The organism is Kitasatospora sp. NPDC059722 (assembly GCF_042733235.1).
GTDB lineage: Bacteria > Actinomycetota > Actinomycetes > Streptomycetales > Streptomycetaceae > Kitasatospora.
In genome coordinates this window covers 60,863-77,579 of sequence record NZ_JBHWGD010000048.1, presented here as the reverse complement: position 1 = coordinate 77,579, position 16,717 = coordinate 60,863, and the positions used below count along the sequence as shown (strand labels likewise).

The following is a 16,717-nucleotide window of genomic DNA, read 5'->3' as shown; positions in this document are numbered from 1 at the left end:
ACGGTTCTCCGTGCCGCGCCGCCGGACCGGGAGGACGCCGCCGGACCGGGAGGGCTCAGTGGCCGCCCTTGAGGTTGAGCACGACCACCCCGACGATGATCAGGGCGATCCCCGCGATCTGGAGCCTGCCGAGCGACTCGCCGAAGGCGACGACGCCGATCCCGGCGACCGCCGCCGTCCCGGCGCCCGACCAGACCGCGTACGCGACCGAGACCGGGATGTGCTTGAGCGCGCGGCCGAGTAGCGCGAAGGAGAGCACGTAGCCGACGCCCACGCCGACGCTGGGCCAGAACTTCGAGAAGCCCTCGGTGAGCTTGAGGCAGCTGGTCGCGCAGACTTCGCTGAGGATCGCGAGGGCGAGGAGGAGGTAGGGCATGCCGGACTCAAACGGCCTGGTGGGCGCCGAGCTTCCCGAGCAGGGCTAGATCCGCGTTCGCCAGGCTGTCGAGCAGCGTGATCCGGGCGCCGTCCGGCATCGGCGTGGCCGTGGACGGGACGGCGAGCACGGCGCAGCCGGCCGCGCTGGCGGAGGTGACGCCGGTCGGGGTGTCCTCGACGGCGACGCAGGCGGCCGGGTCCAGGCCGAGGCGCTCGGCGGCGGCCAGGTACGGGTCGGGCGCGGGCTTGGTCCGCTCGGTGTCCTCGGCGGCGAGGGTGACGGTGAACCAGTCCCGGCCGATGGTGGACAGGACGAGGTCGACCACCCGGCGCGGCGAGGCGGAGACCAGCGCGGTGGGCACCCGGGCCTCGCGCAGCGAGGCGAGCAGGGCGAGCGCGCCGGGGCGCGGGACCGTCTCGGCGGCGACCTTGCCGGCGAAGGACTCGCCGAGCCGCTCGGCGACCTCGGCCTCGCTCAGCTCGGTGCCGCTGACCCGGTGCAGGTGGGCGGCGGTGTGCTCGACGGCGCGGCCGAGCACCTCCGGGGCGTCCTGGTCGGTGAGCGGGCGGTGCAGCTCCTCGGCGAGCTCGGCGGCGGCCTCCCACCAGAGGTGCTCGGTGTCGACCAGGGTGCCGTCCATGTCGAACAGGACGGCGGCGGGCAGTGCGGACTCGGGCAGCGCGGATTCGGGCAGTGCGGATTCAGGCAGTGCGGATTCAGGCATGGCGGATTCAGGCATGGCGGTACCTTCGGTGGATCGTCAGGAGCGAAAAGGGGACGTCACAGGCTCTCAGGCCGAGCGGCGGTCCACCAGTACGGGTCGCTCGGGGAGGGTGAGCGCGGCGCGCGAACCGGCCGGGAGGGCGGCGGCGGCCTCGGTCGGCAGGTCGGCCTTGACCTCGGTGCCGTCGTCCAGGCGGACGGTGAGCCGGGTGACGGCGCCCAGGAAGGACGCGGTGACGACGAGGGCCGGGCCGTTCGCGGACGGGGTCAGCGTGACGTTCTCCGGGCGGACCAGCACCTGGAGCTCGCCGTCGACCGGCAGGGCGCCGTCCACGGCGTGCCGGCGGCCGAGCACCTCGACGCCCCCGTCGGTGCGGGTGCACGGGATCCGGCTCATGGTGCCGACGAACTCGGCGACGAATGCGGTGGCCGGGCGCGAGTACAGCTCGTTCGGGCTGGCGCACTGCTCCAGGCGGCCCGCGCGCAGGACGGCGACGCGGTCGGCCATCGACAGCGCCTCCTCCTGGTCGTGGGTCACGAACAGGGTGGTGATCCCGAGCTCCTGCTGGAGGCGGCGGATCTCCTCGCGCAGCTGGAGGCGGACCTTGGCGTCCAGCGCGGACAGCGGCTCGTCGAGCAGCAGGACGCGCGGCTGCAGGGCGAGCGCGCGGGCGAGCGCGATGCGCTGCTGCTGGCCGCCGGACATCTGGTGCGGGTAGTGCCCGGCACGCTGCGGCAGGCCGACGAGCTCCAGCAGCTCCTGGGCGCGCCGCCGGCGCTCGGCCTTGCCGGCGCCGCGCATCCGCAGCCCGAAGGCGACGTTGTCGAGCGCGGTCAGGTGCGGGAAGAGGCTGTAGGACTGGAACACCATGCCCGCGTCGCGCTTGTGCGCCGGGATCGCGGTGATGTCCCGGCCGTCGACGAGGACCTCGCCGGAGTCGTGCTGCTCGAAGCCGGCCAGGATGCGCAGCGCGGTGGTCTTGCCGCAGCCGGACGGGCCGAGCAGGGCGAGCAGTTCGCCCGGGTTGACGGTCAGGTCCAGGCCGTCGAGGGCGGTGGTGGCGCCGAACGAGCGCCGCAGGGAGCGGAATTCGACGGTCGCGCCGCCGGTGGCCGGGGCCGTGCCGGTGGCGGTGGCGGTAGCCGTGGTCATGGGGGAGGTACTCCTGGGAAGCGGAAGGGGCGGATCAGGACCGCGCGGACTTGCGGCCGCGGCCGACGGCGGACATCAGCAGCAGGACGAGCCAGACGATCAGCAGGCTGAGCATCGACACGGCGACGGACATCTGGCCGTCGCTCTTGCCGTTGGAGTTGATCCACACCGAGAAGGGGGCGAAGCCGAGGATCGAGGCGGTGGTGAACTCGCCGAGCACCAGGGCGACGGTGAGCACGGCCGCGTTCAGCAGCCCGCTGCGCAGGTTCGGCAGGACGACGGTGAACACCGCGCGCAGCCAGCCGGCGCCGCAGTTGCGGGCGGCCTCGACGAGGGTGACGACGTCGACGCCGCGCATCCCGGCGTCCAGCGCCCGGTAGGCGAACGGGAGCGCCATCAGCACGTACGCGATGATCAGGACGACGGGGAAGTTCGGGTCCTGGATGGCCACGATGGTCTGGAAGAACGGCGTGTCCTGCAGGTAGTCCGGGCCCCAGCGCAGCACGCCGATGATGCCGGTGGTCAGCGCGACCACGGGGACGACCAGCGGCATCGAGCACATGATCTCGATCACCGGGCGCAGCTTCGGCGCGCCGAGCCGGGCGGCGAGCATCGCGGGCACCAGCAGGAGCAGCAGCACCGCCACGGAGACGCCGGCGAGTTCGAGGCTCAGCACGAGGCTGTCGGTGAAGCCGGGGGCGTTCACCAGCTCCGTGTAGGCGCGGAAGGTGGTGCCGCCCTTGTTGTCGTCGATGCTGAACCACAGCGACGCGGCCATCGGGACGGCGAAGTAGATCCCGCAGATCAGCAGGACGAGGCCGCGGCCGAAACGGATGCGGTTGATCAGGCGAGCCACTTGGCACTCCGGCGCTGAAGGGGCAGGTACACGGCCATCACCAGGCAGGCGACCACGATCATGTCGAGGCCGAGGGCGAGGGCGAGGTTGCCCTGGCCGACCAGGACGTTGCCGGACAGCGCGTCGCCGATCTGCATCGAGATCAGCGGCACCGAACTGCCCACCATGGCCTCGGCGGTGGCGTACGCGGCGAAGGAGGCGCCGAAGAGCAGCACGAAGCCGCCGAGCAGCGAGGGCGCGAGCACCGGCAGGGCCACGTGGCGCCAGTACTGCACGCCGGTGGCGCCGTTGTTGGCCGCCGCCTCGCGCCACTGGGTGCGCAGGCCCTCCAGGGCCGGGGTGATGGTGATGACCATCAGCGGCACCAGGAAGTACAGGTAGACCACGGAGAGGCCGGAGAAGGTGTAGAGGTTCCAGCCGTGCTTGGTGAGGCCGAACTGCTTGGTGACCTCGCCGGAGTTGCCGAGGGTGGCGACGAACATGAACGCGAGCGGGACGCCGCCGAAGTTGGCGAGCACACCGGAGGCGGACATGACGGCCTCGCGGAACATCCGCAGCCGGGAGGTGGCGACCGCCTGGGCCAGCGGCAGGCCGACGACGGTGGCGATCAGCGCGGTCAGCAGGGAGAGCTTCACGCTGCCCCACAGGGCGGTGAAGTAGGCGCCCTGGAGCGAGCCGGTGAGGTTGTCGGTGGTGAACGTGCCGCCGCCGTCGGGGGCGTCGGTGGAGGTCGTGAACGCGCCGATGGCGATCGCGATGGCGGGCAGCCCGAAGCCGATCGCGAAGAACAGCAGCAGGGGGAGGGCGGCCAGCCAGGCCCGGCCGCGGGGTCCGCCGCGCTTGCCGGGGCGGGGGGCCTTGGCGGCCGCGGTGGTGGCCGGGGATTCGGGGGTGACGGAGCCGGGGGCGCCGCCCCCGCCGCTACGCGCGGCGGAGGCGGAGGCCGGCACCGGGGTGGGAGCCGTGGTCATCTCAGGTCAGCCCGCGATCGCCTTGGCCCAGTTCTCGGTCACGACCTTCTTGGCCGCGTCGGTCTGGTCCGGGGTGGGGAAGGTGGTGAAGGGCTTCTCGACCGGCGGCAGCTTCGAGGCGGCGTCGGCGTCGAGGGTGCCGGCGGCCTTCATGGCGTCGAAGAGGGCCGGGGTGGCGAAGCCGCCCATGAAGCCGTTCTGGCCGGCGGCGCTGTAGAGGTACTCCTCCCACAGGCGGGCGGCGGCCGGGTGCGGCGCGTCCTTGTTGACGGCCTGGTTGTAGTACTGCGCGTAGGAGCCGTCCGACGGGATGGCGACCTGCCAGTCGATGCCCTTGTCCTTGAACTTCACCGAGTAGCCGGCGTTCAGGTACGACCAGTCGATGCTGATCGGGGTCTCGCCCTTCTCGATGGTCGCCGGGGTGACCTCGACCGGGTTGAAGTTGCCGGCCTGCTTGACCTTGCCGAAGAAGTCGATGCCGGGCTGGATGTTGTCCAGCGAGCCGGCGTTGGCGAGGGCCGCGGCGTAGACGGCGCCGAAGGCGGCACCGGCCTTGGTCGGGTTGCCGTTCAGGGCGACCATGCCCTTGTAGTCGGGCTTGAGCAGGTCGGCGAAGGTCTTCGGGCAGACGGCCACCTTCTTGGCGTCGCAGCCGATCGACATGTAGCCGCCGTAGTCGTTGTAGCTCAGGCCGTTGGCGTCCTTCATGGTGGCCGGGATCTTGTCGAAGTCGGCGACCTTGTAGGGGGCCAGCAGGCCCTGCTTGCCGGCGCTGATCGCGAAGGCCGATCCCAGGTCGACGACGTCGGGGGCGCGGTCCTGGCCCTTGCGGGAGGTGATCGCGTTGATCTCGTCCTGGCTGGAGCCGTCCGGGTTCTCGTCCTCGATCTCGATGCCGTACTTCGCCTTGAAGTCGTCCATCAGCTTGCCGTAGTTCGCCCAGTCGCGCGGCAGCGTGATGACGTGGAGCTTGCCCTCCTTCTTGGCGGCGGCGACCAGCGCGTCCATGCCGCCGAAGTCGGCGACGGAGGTGGCGGTCTTCGCGTCCTTGCCGCCCGAGGCGCTGTTGGACTTCGCGGAGGACGAGCCGGCGGAGCCGCAGGCGGTGAGGGAGAGCGCGGCGGCGGTCAGGACGGCCGCGAAGGCGGCGGAGCGGGCGCGGTGCACGGACACTGGTCAGTCTCCTGATCGGGGTGTACTGCGAGGGGTGAGTGCGGAGCAGAGGTGTCTGATCGGGGGATCGTGCGAGTGGCGGCCGGTGCTCGGGTTCGTCCGATAGCCGGGCGAGTCCGTCCGAGTTGACTAGCCAACTTCGCTGACGGGGGTAAGTAACCCGGAGTCCGGTGACGGGAAGGTGAACGGACGGCCCAGAACCGGGGTCGGCTGCGGGAACGGTGGAATCCGGCCGGTCGGGAGTGATCCGTCCGGTGCGATGCTTCGAAGGCGCAGCGGGATAAGGTCGGGCTGTCCGCGCCGGTACGGCTGCGCAGGACACCGCCCCAGGAGGGACATTGACTGACGTGGCAACGGATCCCGGGCTGGAGCCGGGGCGGCCGGCGGAGCGCACGGGAGCCCTCTACCGCAAGGTGGCCGCCGACCTGCGCGAGGCGATCACCTCCGGCGCGTTCGGCGAGGCGGGCCGGCTGCCGGCCGAGGGCGCGCTGGCCGAGCAGTACGGGGTCTCCCGCGGGACGGTCCGCCAGGCGCTGGCCGTGCTGCGCTCGGACGGACTGGTCACCTCCCGGCGCGGCACCCGGCGCGTGGTGCTCGGCGGCGCGCGGGTGCAGAGCTTCTCCGAGCTCCTCAGCTTCACGCACTGGGCGTACTCGATGGGGGAGGAGCCCGGCGGCATCCTCGACTCGCTGGTGCGCCGCCCGGCCGACGCCGCCGAGCGCGAGCAACTGCGGCTGGAGCCGGGCGCCGACGTGTACGTGACGGTCCGGCTGCGGACGCTGTCCGGCACGCCGGTGATGGTCGAGCGCACCGTCTACCCGCCGCGCGTCGGCGAGATCGTGGCCGAGCTGCCGCCGGACGTCGTCTCGCACACCGAGGTGCTGCGCGAGCACGGCATCCTGTTCTGCGACGCCGACCACACCATCGACATCGTCGCGGCCAACGCGGAGGACGCCCGCCTGCTCGGCTGCCGCCGCGGCGGCCCGCTGCTGCGCGAGCGGCGGCGCACGACCGACCCGACCGGCACGCCGGTGGAGTGGTCCCAGGACCGCTACCTGCCCGGGACGGTGGCGTTCAGCGTGCACAACTCCCTGGCGACGTCGGCGCTTTCGCGGCACGCACGCGAACTGGACTGAGCCGGGAGGGGAGGACCTTTCGGTTCTCCCCTCCCTCGCTCCCCGCTACTTCATGAGCGAGGCGAGCAACGGGCGGTAGTGCTCGAAGTCCGGCGTGGGCGCACCGGCGGCCTTCGCCTCGTCGTCCCAGCGGCGGACGGCCACCGCGTCGGCGGCGCCCGGGAGCGCGGCGAAGGCGGCGGCCTGGGCGTCGTCCATCGGGCCGCCCTGGACCTTGAGCGTGTACTCGGACGCCTCGGACAGCCGCGCGCGGTAGTCCGGCTCGACCGCGCACAGGTAGCGCTTCGCCGCGACGTGCAGCCGGACGGGCCCGGTGACCTCCGGGCCGAACCACTGCGCCAGCCAGTCGGCGCCACTGTCGCTGTGCCGGTTGTCCTGCCCCTGCATCAGGTCCCGGCCGTGCAGGGTGCCATGGAAGTGTCCGACGTCGTGCAGCAGTGCGGCGGCGATCAGGTGCGCCGGTGCTTGGGCCGCCTCGGCGGCAGCGGCGGCCTGGAGCATGTGCTCGGCCATCGTGACCGCCTCGCCCAGGTACTCCCCGGCGCCCTCGCCCGCGAACAGCTCGGCGACCGCGTCCAGGGCGGCGGTGCGGCGGTGCAGCACGGCGAGGGTGGAGGCGAGCGAGTCGAGGTCGGCGTAGCAGCCCTGGAGGTGGCGGTGGCCGTCCTGCTGGAAGGCCGTCCGGGCGTGCAGGAGGCGGGTGTTGTCGAAGATCAGGCAATCGCCGGGGCCGAGGCGGAAGGTCAGCTGGAGCTCCGGGCGGAGCGTGATGGCGGCGAAGCGGCGGTAGGCGGCGTAGAAGGCGTTCCTGTCACCACTGCGAAGGGTGCCGATCGACCGGTTGTTGAACCGGACCTCGCGGATCCGGCCGAGCGGGTCGACGTCGATCAGCGGACGGTCGGCGCGCAGTTCGGTGCCGCGGTCGCGGAAGACGAACGGGACGGGGGTGCGGGTGAGGACGGCGAAGTCCGCCGGGGCTTCGTCCCGGAGGACGGCGGCGGCCTTGAAGCCGTCGACGAGCCCGGAGTCGCCGCCGGTGGCGGAGTTCTCCAGGCAGTGCAGGAGCTGGAGGGTGGGCACCGGGTCCCGGTACGGGTTGTCGGTGTGCGGCGTGATGGCGGCGCTGGTGAAGGCGAGGTTGTTCGGGTCCGGCTCGACGCGGACGTCGAACAGCTCGCCGTAGTTGGTGACCCGGACGAACCCGAAGCTCTCGGCGACCTCACACACCTTTCCCTCCGTGGTCGGCACACCGCGCAGCACCGCGAACCCGCTGCGCCGGACGGCCGCCAGCACCGCGGCCTGCTCGGCGGGATCGGCCAGGTACGCCTCCCACCCGGCCTCCGGCAGCCCGCGCCGGAAGTCCGCCGCGACCCAGAGCCGCTTGTCGGCCTCGGTGCGCCCGTCCCCGTCGCCGGCCTCGGCCAACCAGACGAGCGGGTAGCGGGAGCGGTGGCCGTCCGACCAGAGGACTTCGAGGTTCCCGTTCATCTCGCACTGCGCCGCGATCGCGAGGTCCTCGGGCAGGTCGGCGATCTGGAACAGCTTCTGCCCGTTGCGGGGGTCGCGGCACTCGGCACACGGGCAGTTGTCGCGCAGCCAGTACGTCGGCAGCTCGGGCATGGCGGGTCTCCTCCTCGACGGCATCCCGGTCGGGGTGGAGTTGTATAGCCAACTTCACCCCGTCGCCCGGGAGCCTGCCGCCCCCCGGTGAGTTCCCGGTGCCAGGCGGGTGAACGCTCCGGGAACTGTGTCGGTAGCCGCTGACTGAAACCTGTTGCGTCACAGCTCCAGGAGCAACACGTCGTGCTCCGCCGCGCCCTCCCACGGCACCGCCGTGCCCACCCGGCGGTAGCCCCACGCCCGGTAGGCGGCCTGCGCTGCTGTCGCCTCCGGGTGGCTGTTCAGCATCACTCGCTGGTTCTCCAGCCCGTTCAGCAGGGCACGGTGCATCTCGGTGGCGACGCCCCGCCTGCGCCAGGCGGGGCGTACGGCCAGCTCGAACAGTCCGAACGTCCGCTTCCCGTCCTCGAATCGGAGATCCTCGGCCACGGGCTCGACGAGCGTGTCCCACCAGCCTGTGCCGGCGGCCAGCGGGTAGCCGTACGCCATGCCCACCACCGTCTCGCCATCGAACGCCACCGCTGCCCGAAAACCCCGTCTGCGCACCTGCGACCGGAATCGCCGGAACGCGCGCTCCACGTCGGGCGGGCCCTCCCCGTACGGCGGTTCCGCGAAGGCCTCGGCGAACACGGCTTTCAACTGCTCTTCCAGGAAGGCCGTCTGTGCTCCGTCCAGAACCCTGACCATCACCGTCACGCTGCCTCCCCCTTATTCGCTGTCACCCCGAACTCCCGCATGTGTTCTACGAAATCCCGGGTCACTGCCGAATCGATGAGCTCGGCAGAGGCTGCCACGGTTCGTAGCCTCTCGACCAGCCGGGCAGAGGTCATGCCCTGAGCCGCGTCGGCGCTCGCGCACGCCTCCGCGCAGGCCTCTTCCACAGCGCCGGCCTTCATGAGCACTTCGGCCAGGCGTGCCCGGTACAGCGCCGCATTCCGGCTGTACGTTGGCCCGAGCCGGCTCACGGCGGATCTCAGAAACGGGATCGCATGGAAGGGGCGACCGTTCTCCATGTGCCACGCGGCAGTGGCGTAGTCGACCTCGACTTGGCCGGCGAACGCCGTCCATCGGGGAGCCTCGGTGTCCTTGTCGGACCGGTCGTGCCAGGTCAACGCGAGCGAAAGCGCGCGACCGCTCTCCGAGTGGTATGCCGACCGAGCTGATCGGGACCGGCCTCCAGGGACCCGGGATGCTCTGGTGCTCATCCCCGAGGATCGCCAGGAGCTGCATCCGTTCCAAGACCTTCAGCGGCTCGTGGTCGAGTGGGACGGGCGTGCCTGGCGGCCGGTGGCCGTCGCGGCCGACTTCTCGGAGGCGTATCCGCTGATCATGCGGCGGAACGGTGAGCTGATCGAGGCGCAGGAGGACACCCCCGTGGCGCTGCTTCGGAAAGGCGCCGGCCGACACCGTCGGCCGGTTCCGCCGCCCGGCTGAGGGATCCGCGCTCCGGCCGTTCGGGTGAGGGGGTGGTCCCGGGCGCGTTTTGGCGGGGGAGAAGGGGCGGGGCTGCGGCACTGTCGGGGTGGATTTGTCCCGATAGGCGAGAGGTGGCCGGGTATGGCTCATTCCAGGACGACGGCTCCGGCTGGGTCAGGGCATACCGGGCTCAAGCGAGAAGTCGGGATGGTCGGGCTGCTCTGGGCCTCGGTCGGCGCGATCATCGGGTCCGGCTGGCTGTTCGGGGCGCAGAAGGCGGCGGTGGCGGCCGGGCCGGCCGCCCTGCTGTCCTGGGGGATCGGCGCGGTGGCGATCATCCTCCTGGCGCTGATCCACGCCGAGCTGGGCGGGCTCTTCCCGGTGGCGGGCGGGACGGCGCGCTACCCGCACTACGCGTTCGGCGGGTTCGCGGGGATGTCGTTCGGGTGGTTCACGTGGCTGCAGGCCGCGACGATCGCGCCCATCGAGGTCCAGGCGATGATCAACTACGCCCGGCACTGGACCTGGGCGGACGGCTTCCTGAACAAGGACCTCACGCTGACGGGCAGCGGGTTCGTCGTCGCGGCCGTGCTGCTCGGGGTCTTCGTCGCCGTCAACTTCCTCGGGGTCCGGCTGCTCGCTCACACCAACAGCGTGGCCACCGTGTGGAAGGTCGCGGTCCCGATCCTGGCCATCTTCGCCCTCGGGATCACCGAGTTCCACGGTTCCAACTTCAACGTCCACGGCTTCGCGCCGGACGGCGCCAAGGGCGTGCTCGCGGCCATCAGCACCAGCGGGGTGATCTTCGCGCTGCTCGGCTTCGAGCAGGCCATCCAGTGGGCGGGCGAGAGCCGCAACCCCCGCCGGGACATCCCGAGGGCCGTGCTCGGCTCGGTCGTGGTCGGCACGATCGTCTACGTCATGCTCCAGGTGGTGTTCATCGGCGCCCTGCCGCCGGAGACCTTCGCCGGGGGCTGGGGCAAGCTCGACTACCCCGGCATCAGCGGGCCGTTCGCGGGCCTCGCCACGCTGATCGGGCTCGGCTGGCTCGCCACCATCCTGTTCATCGACGCGGTGATCTCGCCGGCCGGCACCGGGCTGGTCTACATCACCTCCAGCTCGCGGGTCACCTACGGCCTCAGTCGCAACGGCTACGCGCCGCAGGCCCTCCAGTACACCGACAAGCGCTCGGTGCCCTGGCTCGGCCTGGTCATCGCCTGGGTGGCCGGCGTGCTGTGCTTCCTGCCCTTCCCGAGCTGGCAGCGGCTGGTCGGGTTCATCACCTCCGCCGTCGTGCTGATGTACGCGGGGGCGCCGCTGGCCTTCGGCGTGCTGCGCAAGCGGCTGCCGGGGCTGGAGCGCTCGTACCACCTGCCGGCCGGCTCGGTGATCTCGCCGCTGGCCTTCGCGGTGGCGAGCCTGGTCATCTACTGGTCCGGCTGGGACACCCTGTGGCGGCTGGGCCTGGCGATCCTGATCGGGTACGCGCTGCTCGGCGGGTACTCCGCGTACGCCGCCTCGAAGGGCATGCCGAACGCGCCGCGGATGGACTTCAAGGCCGGGCAGTGGCTGCCGGTCTACCTGGTCGGGATGGGGATCGTCTCGTGGCAGGGGACCTTCGGCGTGGGCGCCCAGGGGAACCTGCCGCTCTGGTGGGACATCGGGGTCGTGGTGGTCTTCTCCCTGGTGGTCTACTACTGGGCCCTCGCGGTCGCGCTGCCGCGGGAGGAGATCGAGCGGAACATCCGGGGCGTCGAGGTGGTGGACGCGGGCGGGCACTGACCGCCGGAACGGAGAGCGGCCCCCGAGGAGTCCCGGGGGCCGCTCTCCGCTTGTGCGCTCAGCCTTCGACGGTCGCGGCCCAGGCGGCGTCGGCGGCCGCCAGGGCCGGCTCGGCGTCCGCGCCGGTCGCGGCGGCCAGGGCGGTGAGGCACGCGCGGACGGTGTCCGGCGAGGCCGCCCGGCCGTAGTGGTTGACCCGGAGCATCTCCGCCGCCAGCGCGCCGCCGCCCGGCTGGACGGGGAGCGACGGGTCGAGGGCCGCGGCGAGCTCGCCGGCGTGCACGCCCGGGGCGGTGCGCAGGGTGGTCGCGACCGGCGCGGCGTGCGCGTCCTCCGTGACGTACGGGGTGAGCGTGCCCAGCGCGCGGACGCCGGCGCGGGTCGCGGCCGAGGCGGCGCGATGGCGGGCGATGACCGCCGGCAGGCCGTCGGCGGCGATGCGGTCGAGGCAGGCGCCGAGCGCCAGCATCTCCAACTGGGCCGGGGCGTGCGGCAGTACGGCCCGCCCGGCGTCCGTCCAGCGCTCCTTCCAGTCCAGCAGGGACAGGTACGAGCGGCGCGGGGCGGCCGGGTTGGCGGCGATCCGTTCCCAGGCGCGCCCGGAGACGGACACCGCGGAGACGCCGGCCGGGCCGCCCATCGCCTTCTGGCCGCCGATGACGCACAGGTCGACGCCCCACGCGTCGGTGAGCAGCGGCTCGGCGGCCACCGAGGCCACCGCGTCGAGCATCAGCAGCGCGCCGTGCTCGCGCACCACGGCGGCGATCTCGGCGACCGGGTTGGTGTTGCCGGTGGCGGCCTCGGCGTGGACCAGCGAGACGAAGTCGATCGCCGGGTTCGCGGCCAGCGCGTCGGCGACCTGCCACGCGCTCACCGCGCTGTGGAAGGGGACCGCCAGGTCGACGACCTCGGCGCCGCACGAGCGCAGCCAGTTCCCGAAGGTCTGGCCGTACGGGCCGGTGATGATGTTGAGCGCGGTCGAGCCCGGGTGCGCGGCGCCGCGGATCGCGGCCTCCAGGGGCAGCAGCGCCTCGCCCTGGGTGACGATCACGTCCGCGGAGGTGTGCAGCAGCGCGGCCACCTGGTCCTCGATCGCCGCGAACCCGGCGGCGCTGAGCGGGGGGAGGTCGTCGAGGAACACACTCACAGCTGGTGCCTTTCGCGCACGGGTGGTTGGGACGGGAACGAGTCTGCCGCATCCTCGCCGCTCCCACGGAACCCGCCCGTCGGTAGAGTGCGGGCCATGAGCGATGGCGCGGTGCTGCACGTCCGGGGTCGGGTGCTGGTCGGTCCGGAGGACGTCCGGGACGAACTCTGGGTGGTGGACGGCCGGGTGAGCTTCACCCGCCCGCCCGGCGCCGGGGACGTCCGGACCGTCACCGGCTGGGCGCTGCCCGGCCTGGTCGACGCGCACTGCCACGTCGGCCTGGACGCGCACGGCGCGGTGGACGCCGAGACCAGCGAGAAGCAGGCGCTCACCGACCGCGACGCCGGCACCCTGCTGATCCGCGACGCCGGCTCGGCCGCCGACACCCGCTGGATCGACGAGCGCGAGGACCTGCCGCGGATCATCCGGGCCGGGCGGCACATCGCCCGCACCCGCCGCTACATCCGCAACTACGCGCACGAGATCGAGCCGGGCGACCTCGCCGCCTACGTCCGGGCCGAGGCCCGGCGCGGCGACGGCTGGGTCAAGCTGGTCGGCGACTGGATCGACCGCGAGCACGGCGACCTCACCGCCTGCTGGCCCGGCGACGCGCTGGCCGAGGCGATCGCGGCGGCGCACGAGGAGGGCGCGCGGGTGACGGCGCACTGCTTCGCGGCCGAGTCGCTGCCGGACCTCCTCGCGGCCGGCATCGACTGCGTCGAGCACGCCACCGGGCTGACCGAGGAACTGATCCCGGCCTTCGCCGAGCGCGGGGTGGCGATCGTCCCTACGCTCGTCAACATCGCGACCTTCCCCGCGCTGGCGGCCGGCGGCGAGGGCAAGTTCCCGGCCTGGGCCGCGCACATGCGCCGCCTGCACGAGCGCCGCTACGACACCGTCGGCGCCGCCCACGACGCCGGGATCCCGGTCTTCGTCGGGACGGACGCGGGCGGCTCGCTCGCGCACGGCCTGGTGGCGGAGGAGGTGGCCGAGCTCGTCAAGGCTGGACTGAGCCCGAACGAGGCGCTGTCGGCGGCGAGTTGGGGTGCGCGCGAGTGGCTCGGGCGCCCGGGCCTGGAGGAGGGCGCCCCGGCGGACCTCGTGGTCTACGACGAGGACCCGCGGGCCGACGTCCGGGTGCTGGCCGCACCCCGCACGGTGGTGCTGCGCGGCCGTCCGGTGGGATGACGGTTCTCAAGATCATCCGCTGAACGCGCTGTCGGCGTAGGCCGATAGGGTGGCGACCATGGCACCGCGTCCACTTCACGAGATCGTCGAGCCCGGCTGGGCGACCGCCCTGGCACCCGTCGCCGGGCAGGTCGCCGCGATGGGCGACTTCCTGCGCGCCGAACTGGCCGCAGGCCGCACCTACCTGCCCTCCGGGCCGAACGTGCTGCGCGCCTTCCAGCAGCCCTTCGCCGACGTGCGGGTGCTGATCGTCGGGCAGGACCCGTACCCGACCCCCGGGCACGCCGTCGGGCTGAGCTTCTCGGTCGGGCCCGAGGTGCGGCCGATCCCGGCCAGCCTGATCAACATCTTCCAGGAGTACGGGACGGACCTCGGCCTCCCGCAGCCGTCCAACGGCGACCTCACCCCGTGGACGCAGCAGGGCGTCCTGCTGCTCAACCGCGCGCTGACGACGGCGCCGCGCAAGCCCGCCGCGCACCGCGGCAAGGGCTGGGAGGAGGTCACCGAGCAGGCGATAAAGGCGCTGGTGGCACGCGGCGGCCCGCTGGTGGCGATCCTGTGGGGCCGGGACGCCCGGAACCTGCGGCCGCTGCTCGGGGAGGTCCCGGCGATCGAGTCGGCGCACCCGAGCCCGTACTCGGCGAACGGCGGCTTCTTCGGCTCGCGGCCGTTCAGCCGGGCCAACGACCTGCTGGCGCGCCAGGGGGCGCAGCCGGTGGACTGGCGCCTGCCCTAGCAGTTCCGGGTCACGGCGGAACGCCAACCTCACTCCAACGAGTGAAATGACGTTCCGTGTGACTCGTGTGACGGATCGTTTGAGAAGACTGGCGGCTCATCGTTCCACCGCTGTGGGGGTACCGTCATGTCTTCCCGACGAATCGTTTCTGTTGCCGCTGCCACGGTGGCGTGCGCGCTGCTCACCGTCCCGCCCGCCCGGGCGGCCGGGACGGCACCGGCGCCGGCGCCCGGATCCCCGGGCACGGCGCGCGCCGTCACCGCCGAGCTCGCGCTGGACGTCAGCCTGCTGAACAAGGCGGTGGACGTGCCCGTGGACATAGCGCTGAACAAGGTGGAGACGCCCGCGCAGCGCGAAGGCTCCGTGCTGACCGCCAAGGTCGACGGTGTCGACCAGCAGGGCCCGGTCACGCTCGTCAAGGCCGACGTCGGGAAGTCCGTGACGCGCTCCGACGCCAAGGGCACCGCCGCCTCCGTCCGGCTGGTCAACGCCGACGTGCACGCCCCCGGCCTGCCGGCCACCGCGCTGCTCGGCCTGGAGGCGATGAGCGCCGAGGTGACGTGTCCGGTCGACGGGCAGCCGACCGCGAACGTCGTCGCGCCCGCGAAGCTCACCGTGCTCGGCAAGCCGGTCACCGTCGGCCTGTACGCGCCGACCACGGTGGACGTGCCGCTGGTGGGCAGCGTCTCGGTGGAGTTCTCCAAGCGCACCACCACCTCGACCACGGCCGCCGCCTCCGCGCTGGAGGTGCAGGTGGCGGTGAACCCGCTGAACCTGAACGTCGCCAAGGTCACCGGGAAGATCACCGTCGCCTCGGTGAGCTGCGAGAAGCCGGTCCCGCCGACCGGCCCGGCCACGGCCACCCCGACCCCGGCGCCCACCACGGACGCGCCCACCGCCCAGCCGGTGGCCGACACCACGACGGGCGCCGGCGCCGCGCACGCCGCGTCCGCGCGCCCGGCCGCGGGCCTGGCCGAGACCGGTGGCAGCAGCGCCACCGGCCCGCTCGCCGCCGGGGCCGCGGCGCTCGTGGCGGGCGGAGCCGCCGCCCTCTGGGCCACCCGGCGCCGCCGCGCCGCGCACGCCCGTCACCACTGACGGACCGCCCCGGGGCACGGGAGGAAGCGGGAGTGTCGCCCCCGGCACTCCCGCACCGTGACCGTGTCAACGCGGACGGTTGGTTCACATGCGCGTTACATGAGAGGAACAACCGGGAAACGGCGGCTTGCGACGCTACGCGGGCACCCACCACCCAGCAATGCGAGGGACCAGCCGTGGCAATCAAGGCCGAGTACATCTGGATCGACGGCACCAAGCCGACCGCGAAGCTCCGTTCCAAGACTCGCGTCCTGCCCAACGCCGACAAGATCCCCACCTGGGGCTTCGACGGCTCGTCGACCAACCAGGCCGAGGGCCACGCGTCCGACCGCGTGCTGGAGCCGGTGAAGGTCGTCAAGGACCCGATCCGCGGTGGTGACAACATCCTGGTCCTGTGCGAGGTCCTGGAGACCAACGGTGCGGCGCACGAGTCCAACACCCGTGCCCTGCTGCGCGAGGTCGCCGAGAAGTACTCCGCGCAGGAGTCGATCTTCGGCATCGAGCAGGAGTACACCTTCTTCAAGGGCTCCCGCCCGCTCGGCTTCCCGGAGGGCGGCTACCCGGCCCCGCAGGGCGGCTACTACTGCGGTGTCGGCGCCGAGGAGGTCTTCGGCCGCGAGATCGTCGAGCTGCACCTGGACCGCTGCATGGACGCCGGCCTGGCGATCTGCGGCATCAACGCCGAGGTCATGCCCGGCCAGTGGGAGTTCCAGATCGGCCCGGTCGACGCCCTGACCGTCTCGGACGACCTGTGGATCGCCCGCTACCTGCTGTACCGCACCGCCGAGGAGTTCGGCATCGACGCCACCCTGGACGCCAAGCCGGCCCGTGGCGACTGGAACGGCGCGGGCGCCCACACCAACTTCTCCACCAAGGCGATGCGCGAGGGCTACGACGCCATCATCACCGCCTGCGAGTCGCTCGGCACCTCCCAGGAGAAGGTGCTGGAGCACGTCACCCAGTACGGCGCCGACATCGAGTCCCGCCTGACCGGCAAGCACGAGACCGCCCCGTGGAACGTCTACAGCTACGGCGTCTCCAACCGCGGTGCCTCCGTCCGCATCCCGTGGCAGGTCGAGGTGGAGCAGAAGGGCTACATCGAGGACCGCCGCCCGAACGCGAACGTCGACCCCTACGTCGTCACCCGCCTGCTGATCAACACCTGCTGCGAGGCCCTGGAGAAGGCCGGCCAGGTCTGATCCGCCGCACCGCGCACGTACGGCCGCAGGCCCTTCCCCGCCACGGGGAAGGGCGGCGGGCGGGTTAGGGGGGGAACCGGGCGGGGGGAAAACCGGGGGCAAAAGATGGTTTGGCCGCCGGGGGACCTGCCCCAAAGCTA

17 protein-coding genes are annotated in these 16,717 nt (G+C 72.5%); 7 read left to right on the top strand and 10 right to left on the bottom strand.

Annotated elements, in window-relative coordinates; genetic code table 11:
- Positions 1 to 55: 55 nt before the first annotated feature.
- From ACFV4F_RS27415 to ACFV4F_RS27390, 6 genes are all read right to left on the bottom strand, one after another.
- Positions 56 to 376: a DMT family transporter gene (locus tag ACFV4F_RS27415; RefSeq protein WP_380445204.1), complete on the bottom strand. Its 321-nt coding sequence runs from the start codon at positions 374 to 376 to the stop codon at positions 56 to 58.
- Between the two features lie 7 nt (positions 377 to 383).
- Complete coding sequence (locus tag ACFV4F_RS27410) at positions 384 to 1,103, bottom strand: HAD family hydrolase (RefSeq protein ID WP_380506323.1); 720 nt, start codon at positions 1,101 to 1,103, stop codon at positions 384 to 386.
- Between the two features lie 66 nt (positions 1,104 to 1,169).
- Positions 1,170 to 2,255: an ABC transporter ATP-binding protein gene (locus ACFV4F_RS27405; protein ID WP_380445206.1), complete on the bottom strand. Its 1,086-nt coding sequence runs from the start codon at positions 2,253 to 2,255 to the stop codon at positions 1,170 to 1,172.
- Positions 2,256 to 2,289: 34 nt separating this feature from the next.
- Entirely contained in the window at positions 2,290 to 3,099 is an 810-nt protein-coding gene (locus tag ACFV4F_RS27400) for an ABC transporter permease (protein ID WP_380499456.1), read from the bottom strand.
- The gene (locus tag ACFV4F_RS27395) at positions 3,099 to 4,082 is read right to left on the bottom strand and encodes an ABC transporter permease (protein ID WP_380499454.1); all 984 of its coding nucleotides are present in this window, start codon (positions 4,080 to 4,082) and stop codon (positions 3,099 to 3,101) included. The genes ACFV4F_RS27400 and ACFV4F_RS27395 overlap by 1 nt, the downstream gene beginning before the upstream one ends.
- A gap of 6 nt (positions 4,083 to 4,088) precedes the next feature.
- Positions 4,089 to 5,255, bottom strand: coding sequence for an ABC transporter substrate-binding protein (locus ACFV4F_RS27390; protein ID WP_380445208.1), 1,167 nt, complete (start codon positions 5,253 to 5,255; stop codon positions 4,089 to 4,091).
- Between the two features lie 347 nt (positions 5,256 to 5,602).
- Here ACFV4F_RS27390 and ACFV4F_RS27385 point away from each other — a divergent pair, with 347 nt between their 5' ends.
- A complete protein-coding gene (locus tag ACFV4F_RS27385; protein ID WP_359960935.1) occupies positions 5,603 to 6,391 on the top strand; it encodes a GntR family transcriptional regulator in 789 nt (262 codons plus the stop codon).
- Positions 6,392 to 6,436: 45 nt separating this feature from the next.
- On the opposite strand, the gene ACFV4F_RS27380 is transcribed toward ACFV4F_RS27385, so the two are convergent.
- The 3 genes from ACFV4F_RS27380 to ACFV4F_RS27370 form a co-directional block, all read right to left on the bottom strand.
- On the bottom strand, positions 6,437 to 8,011 hold the full coding sequence (locus ACFV4F_RS27380) for a TauD/TfdA family dioxygenase (protein WP_380506320.1): 1,575 nt from the start codon (positions 8,009 to 8,011) through the stop codon (positions 6,437 to 6,439).
- A 159-nt stretch (positions 8,012 to 8,170) separates the two neighbouring features.
- Complete coding sequence (locus ACFV4F_RS27375; protein ID WP_380506329.1) at positions 8,171 to 8,698, bottom strand: GNAT family N-acetyltransferase; 528 nt, start codon at positions 8,696 to 8,698, stop codon at positions 8,171 to 8,173.
- Positions 8,699 to 8,703: 5 nt separating this feature from the next.
- Complete coding sequence (locus tag ACFV4F_RS27370) at positions 8,704 to 9,123, bottom strand: hypothetical protein (protein WP_380506332.1); 420 nt, start codon at positions 9,121 to 9,123, stop codon at positions 8,704 to 8,706.
- On the opposite strand from ACFV4F_RS27370, the gene ACFV4F_RS27365 reads away from it, so the two are divergent.
- Positions 9,092 to 9,445, top strand: coding sequence for a DUF6087 family protein (locus tag ACFV4F_RS27365; protein ID WP_380506317.1), 354 nt, complete (start codon positions 9,092 to 9,094; stop codon positions 9,443 to 9,445). The two genes, ACFV4F_RS27370 and ACFV4F_RS27365, sit on opposite strands and share 32 nt — an antisense overlap.
- Positions 9,446 to 9,634: 189 nt before the next feature.
- Positions 9,635 to 11,209: an APC family permease gene (locus ACFV4F_RS27360; RefSeq protein ID WP_380445216.1), complete on the top strand. Its 1,575-nt coding sequence runs from the start codon at positions 9,635 to 9,637 to the stop codon at positions 11,207 to 11,209.
- 58 nt (positions 11,210 to 11,267) lie between these two features.
- Here ACFV4F_RS27360 and ACFV4F_RS27355 read toward each other — a convergent pair whose 3' ends face one another.
- Positions 11,268 to 12,356: a pyridoxal-phosphate-dependent aminotransferase family protein gene (locus ACFV4F_RS27355; RefSeq protein WP_380506314.1), complete on the bottom strand. Its 1,089-nt coding sequence runs from the start codon at positions 12,354 to 12,356 to the stop codon at positions 11,268 to 11,270.
- Between the two features lie 96 nt (positions 12,357 to 12,452).
- On the opposite strand from ACFV4F_RS27355, the gene ACFV4F_RS27350 reads away from it, so the two are divergent.
- From ACFV4F_RS27350 to glnII, 4 genes are all read left to right on the top strand, one after another.
- A complete protein-coding gene (locus ACFV4F_RS27350; protein WP_380445218.1) occupies positions 12,453 to 13,544 on the top strand; it encodes an amidohydrolase family protein in 1,092 nt (363 codons plus the stop codon).
- A gap of 58 nt (positions 13,545 to 13,602) precedes the next feature.
- Complete coding sequence (locus ACFV4F_RS27345) at positions 13,603 to 14,280, top strand: uracil-DNA glycosylase (protein WP_380445219.1); 678 nt, start codon at positions 13,603 to 13,605, stop codon at positions 14,278 to 14,280.
- 126 nt (positions 14,281 to 14,406) lie between these two features.
- On the top strand, positions 14,407 to 15,378 hold the full coding sequence (locus ACFV4F_RS27340; protein ID WP_380506311.1) for an SCO1860 family LAETG-anchored protein: 972 nt from the start codon (positions 14,407 to 14,409) through the stop codon (positions 15,376 to 15,378).
- A gap of 176 nt (positions 15,379 to 15,554) precedes the next feature.
- The gene (gene glnII, locus ACFV4F_RS27335) at positions 15,555 to 16,577 is read left to right on the top strand and encodes a glutamine synthetase GlnII (RefSeq protein WP_380506308.1); all 1,023 of its coding nucleotides are present in this window, start codon (positions 15,555 to 15,557) and stop codon (positions 16,575 to 16,577) included.
- Positions 16,578 to 16,717: the final 140 nt, after the last annotated feature.

Bases quoted from the DNA above. Each gene is read 5' to 3' on its own strand.
- ACFV4F_RS27415 (WP_380445204.1), bottom strand. From the start codon at position 376: ATGCCCTACCTCCTCCTCGCCCTCGCGATCCTCAGCGAAGTCTGCGCG.
- ACFV4F_RS27410 (WP_380506323.1), bottom strand. From the start codon at position 1,103: ATGCCTGAATCCGCACTGCCTGAATCCGCACTGCCCGAATCCGCGCTG.
- ACFV4F_RS27405 (WP_380445206.1), bottom strand. From the start codon at position 2,255: ATGACCACGGCTACCGCCACCGCCACCGGCACGGCCCCGGCCACCGGC.
- ACFV4F_RS27395 (WP_380499454.1), bottom strand. From the start codon at position 4,082: ATGACCACGGCTCCCACCCCGGTGCCGGCCTCCGCCTCCGCCGCGCGT.
- ACFV4F_RS27380 (WP_380506320.1), bottom strand. From the start codon at position 8,011: ATGCCCGAGCTGCCGACGTACTGGCTGCGCGACAACTGCCCGTGTGCC.
- ACFV4F_RS27375 (WP_380506329.1), bottom strand. From the start codon at position 8,698: ATGGTCAGGGTTCTGGACGGAGCACAGACGGCCTTCCTGGAAGAGCAG.
- ACFV4F_RS27360 (WP_380445216.1), top strand. From the start codon at position 9,635: ATGGTCGGGCTGCTCTGGGCCTCGGTCGGCGCGATCATCGGGTCCGGC.
- ACFV4F_RS27350 (WP_380445218.1), top strand. From the start codon at position 12,453: ATGAGCGATGGCGCGGTGCTGCACGTCCGGGGTCGGGTGCTGGTCGGT.
- ACFV4F_RS27345 (WP_380445219.1), top strand. From the start codon at position 13,603: ATGGCACCGCGTCCACTTCACGAGATCGTCGAGCCCGGCTGGGCGACC.
- ACFV4F_RS27340 (WP_380506311.1), top strand. From the start codon at position 14,407: ATGTCTTCCCGACGAATCGTTTCTGTTGCCGCTGCCACGGTGGCGTGC.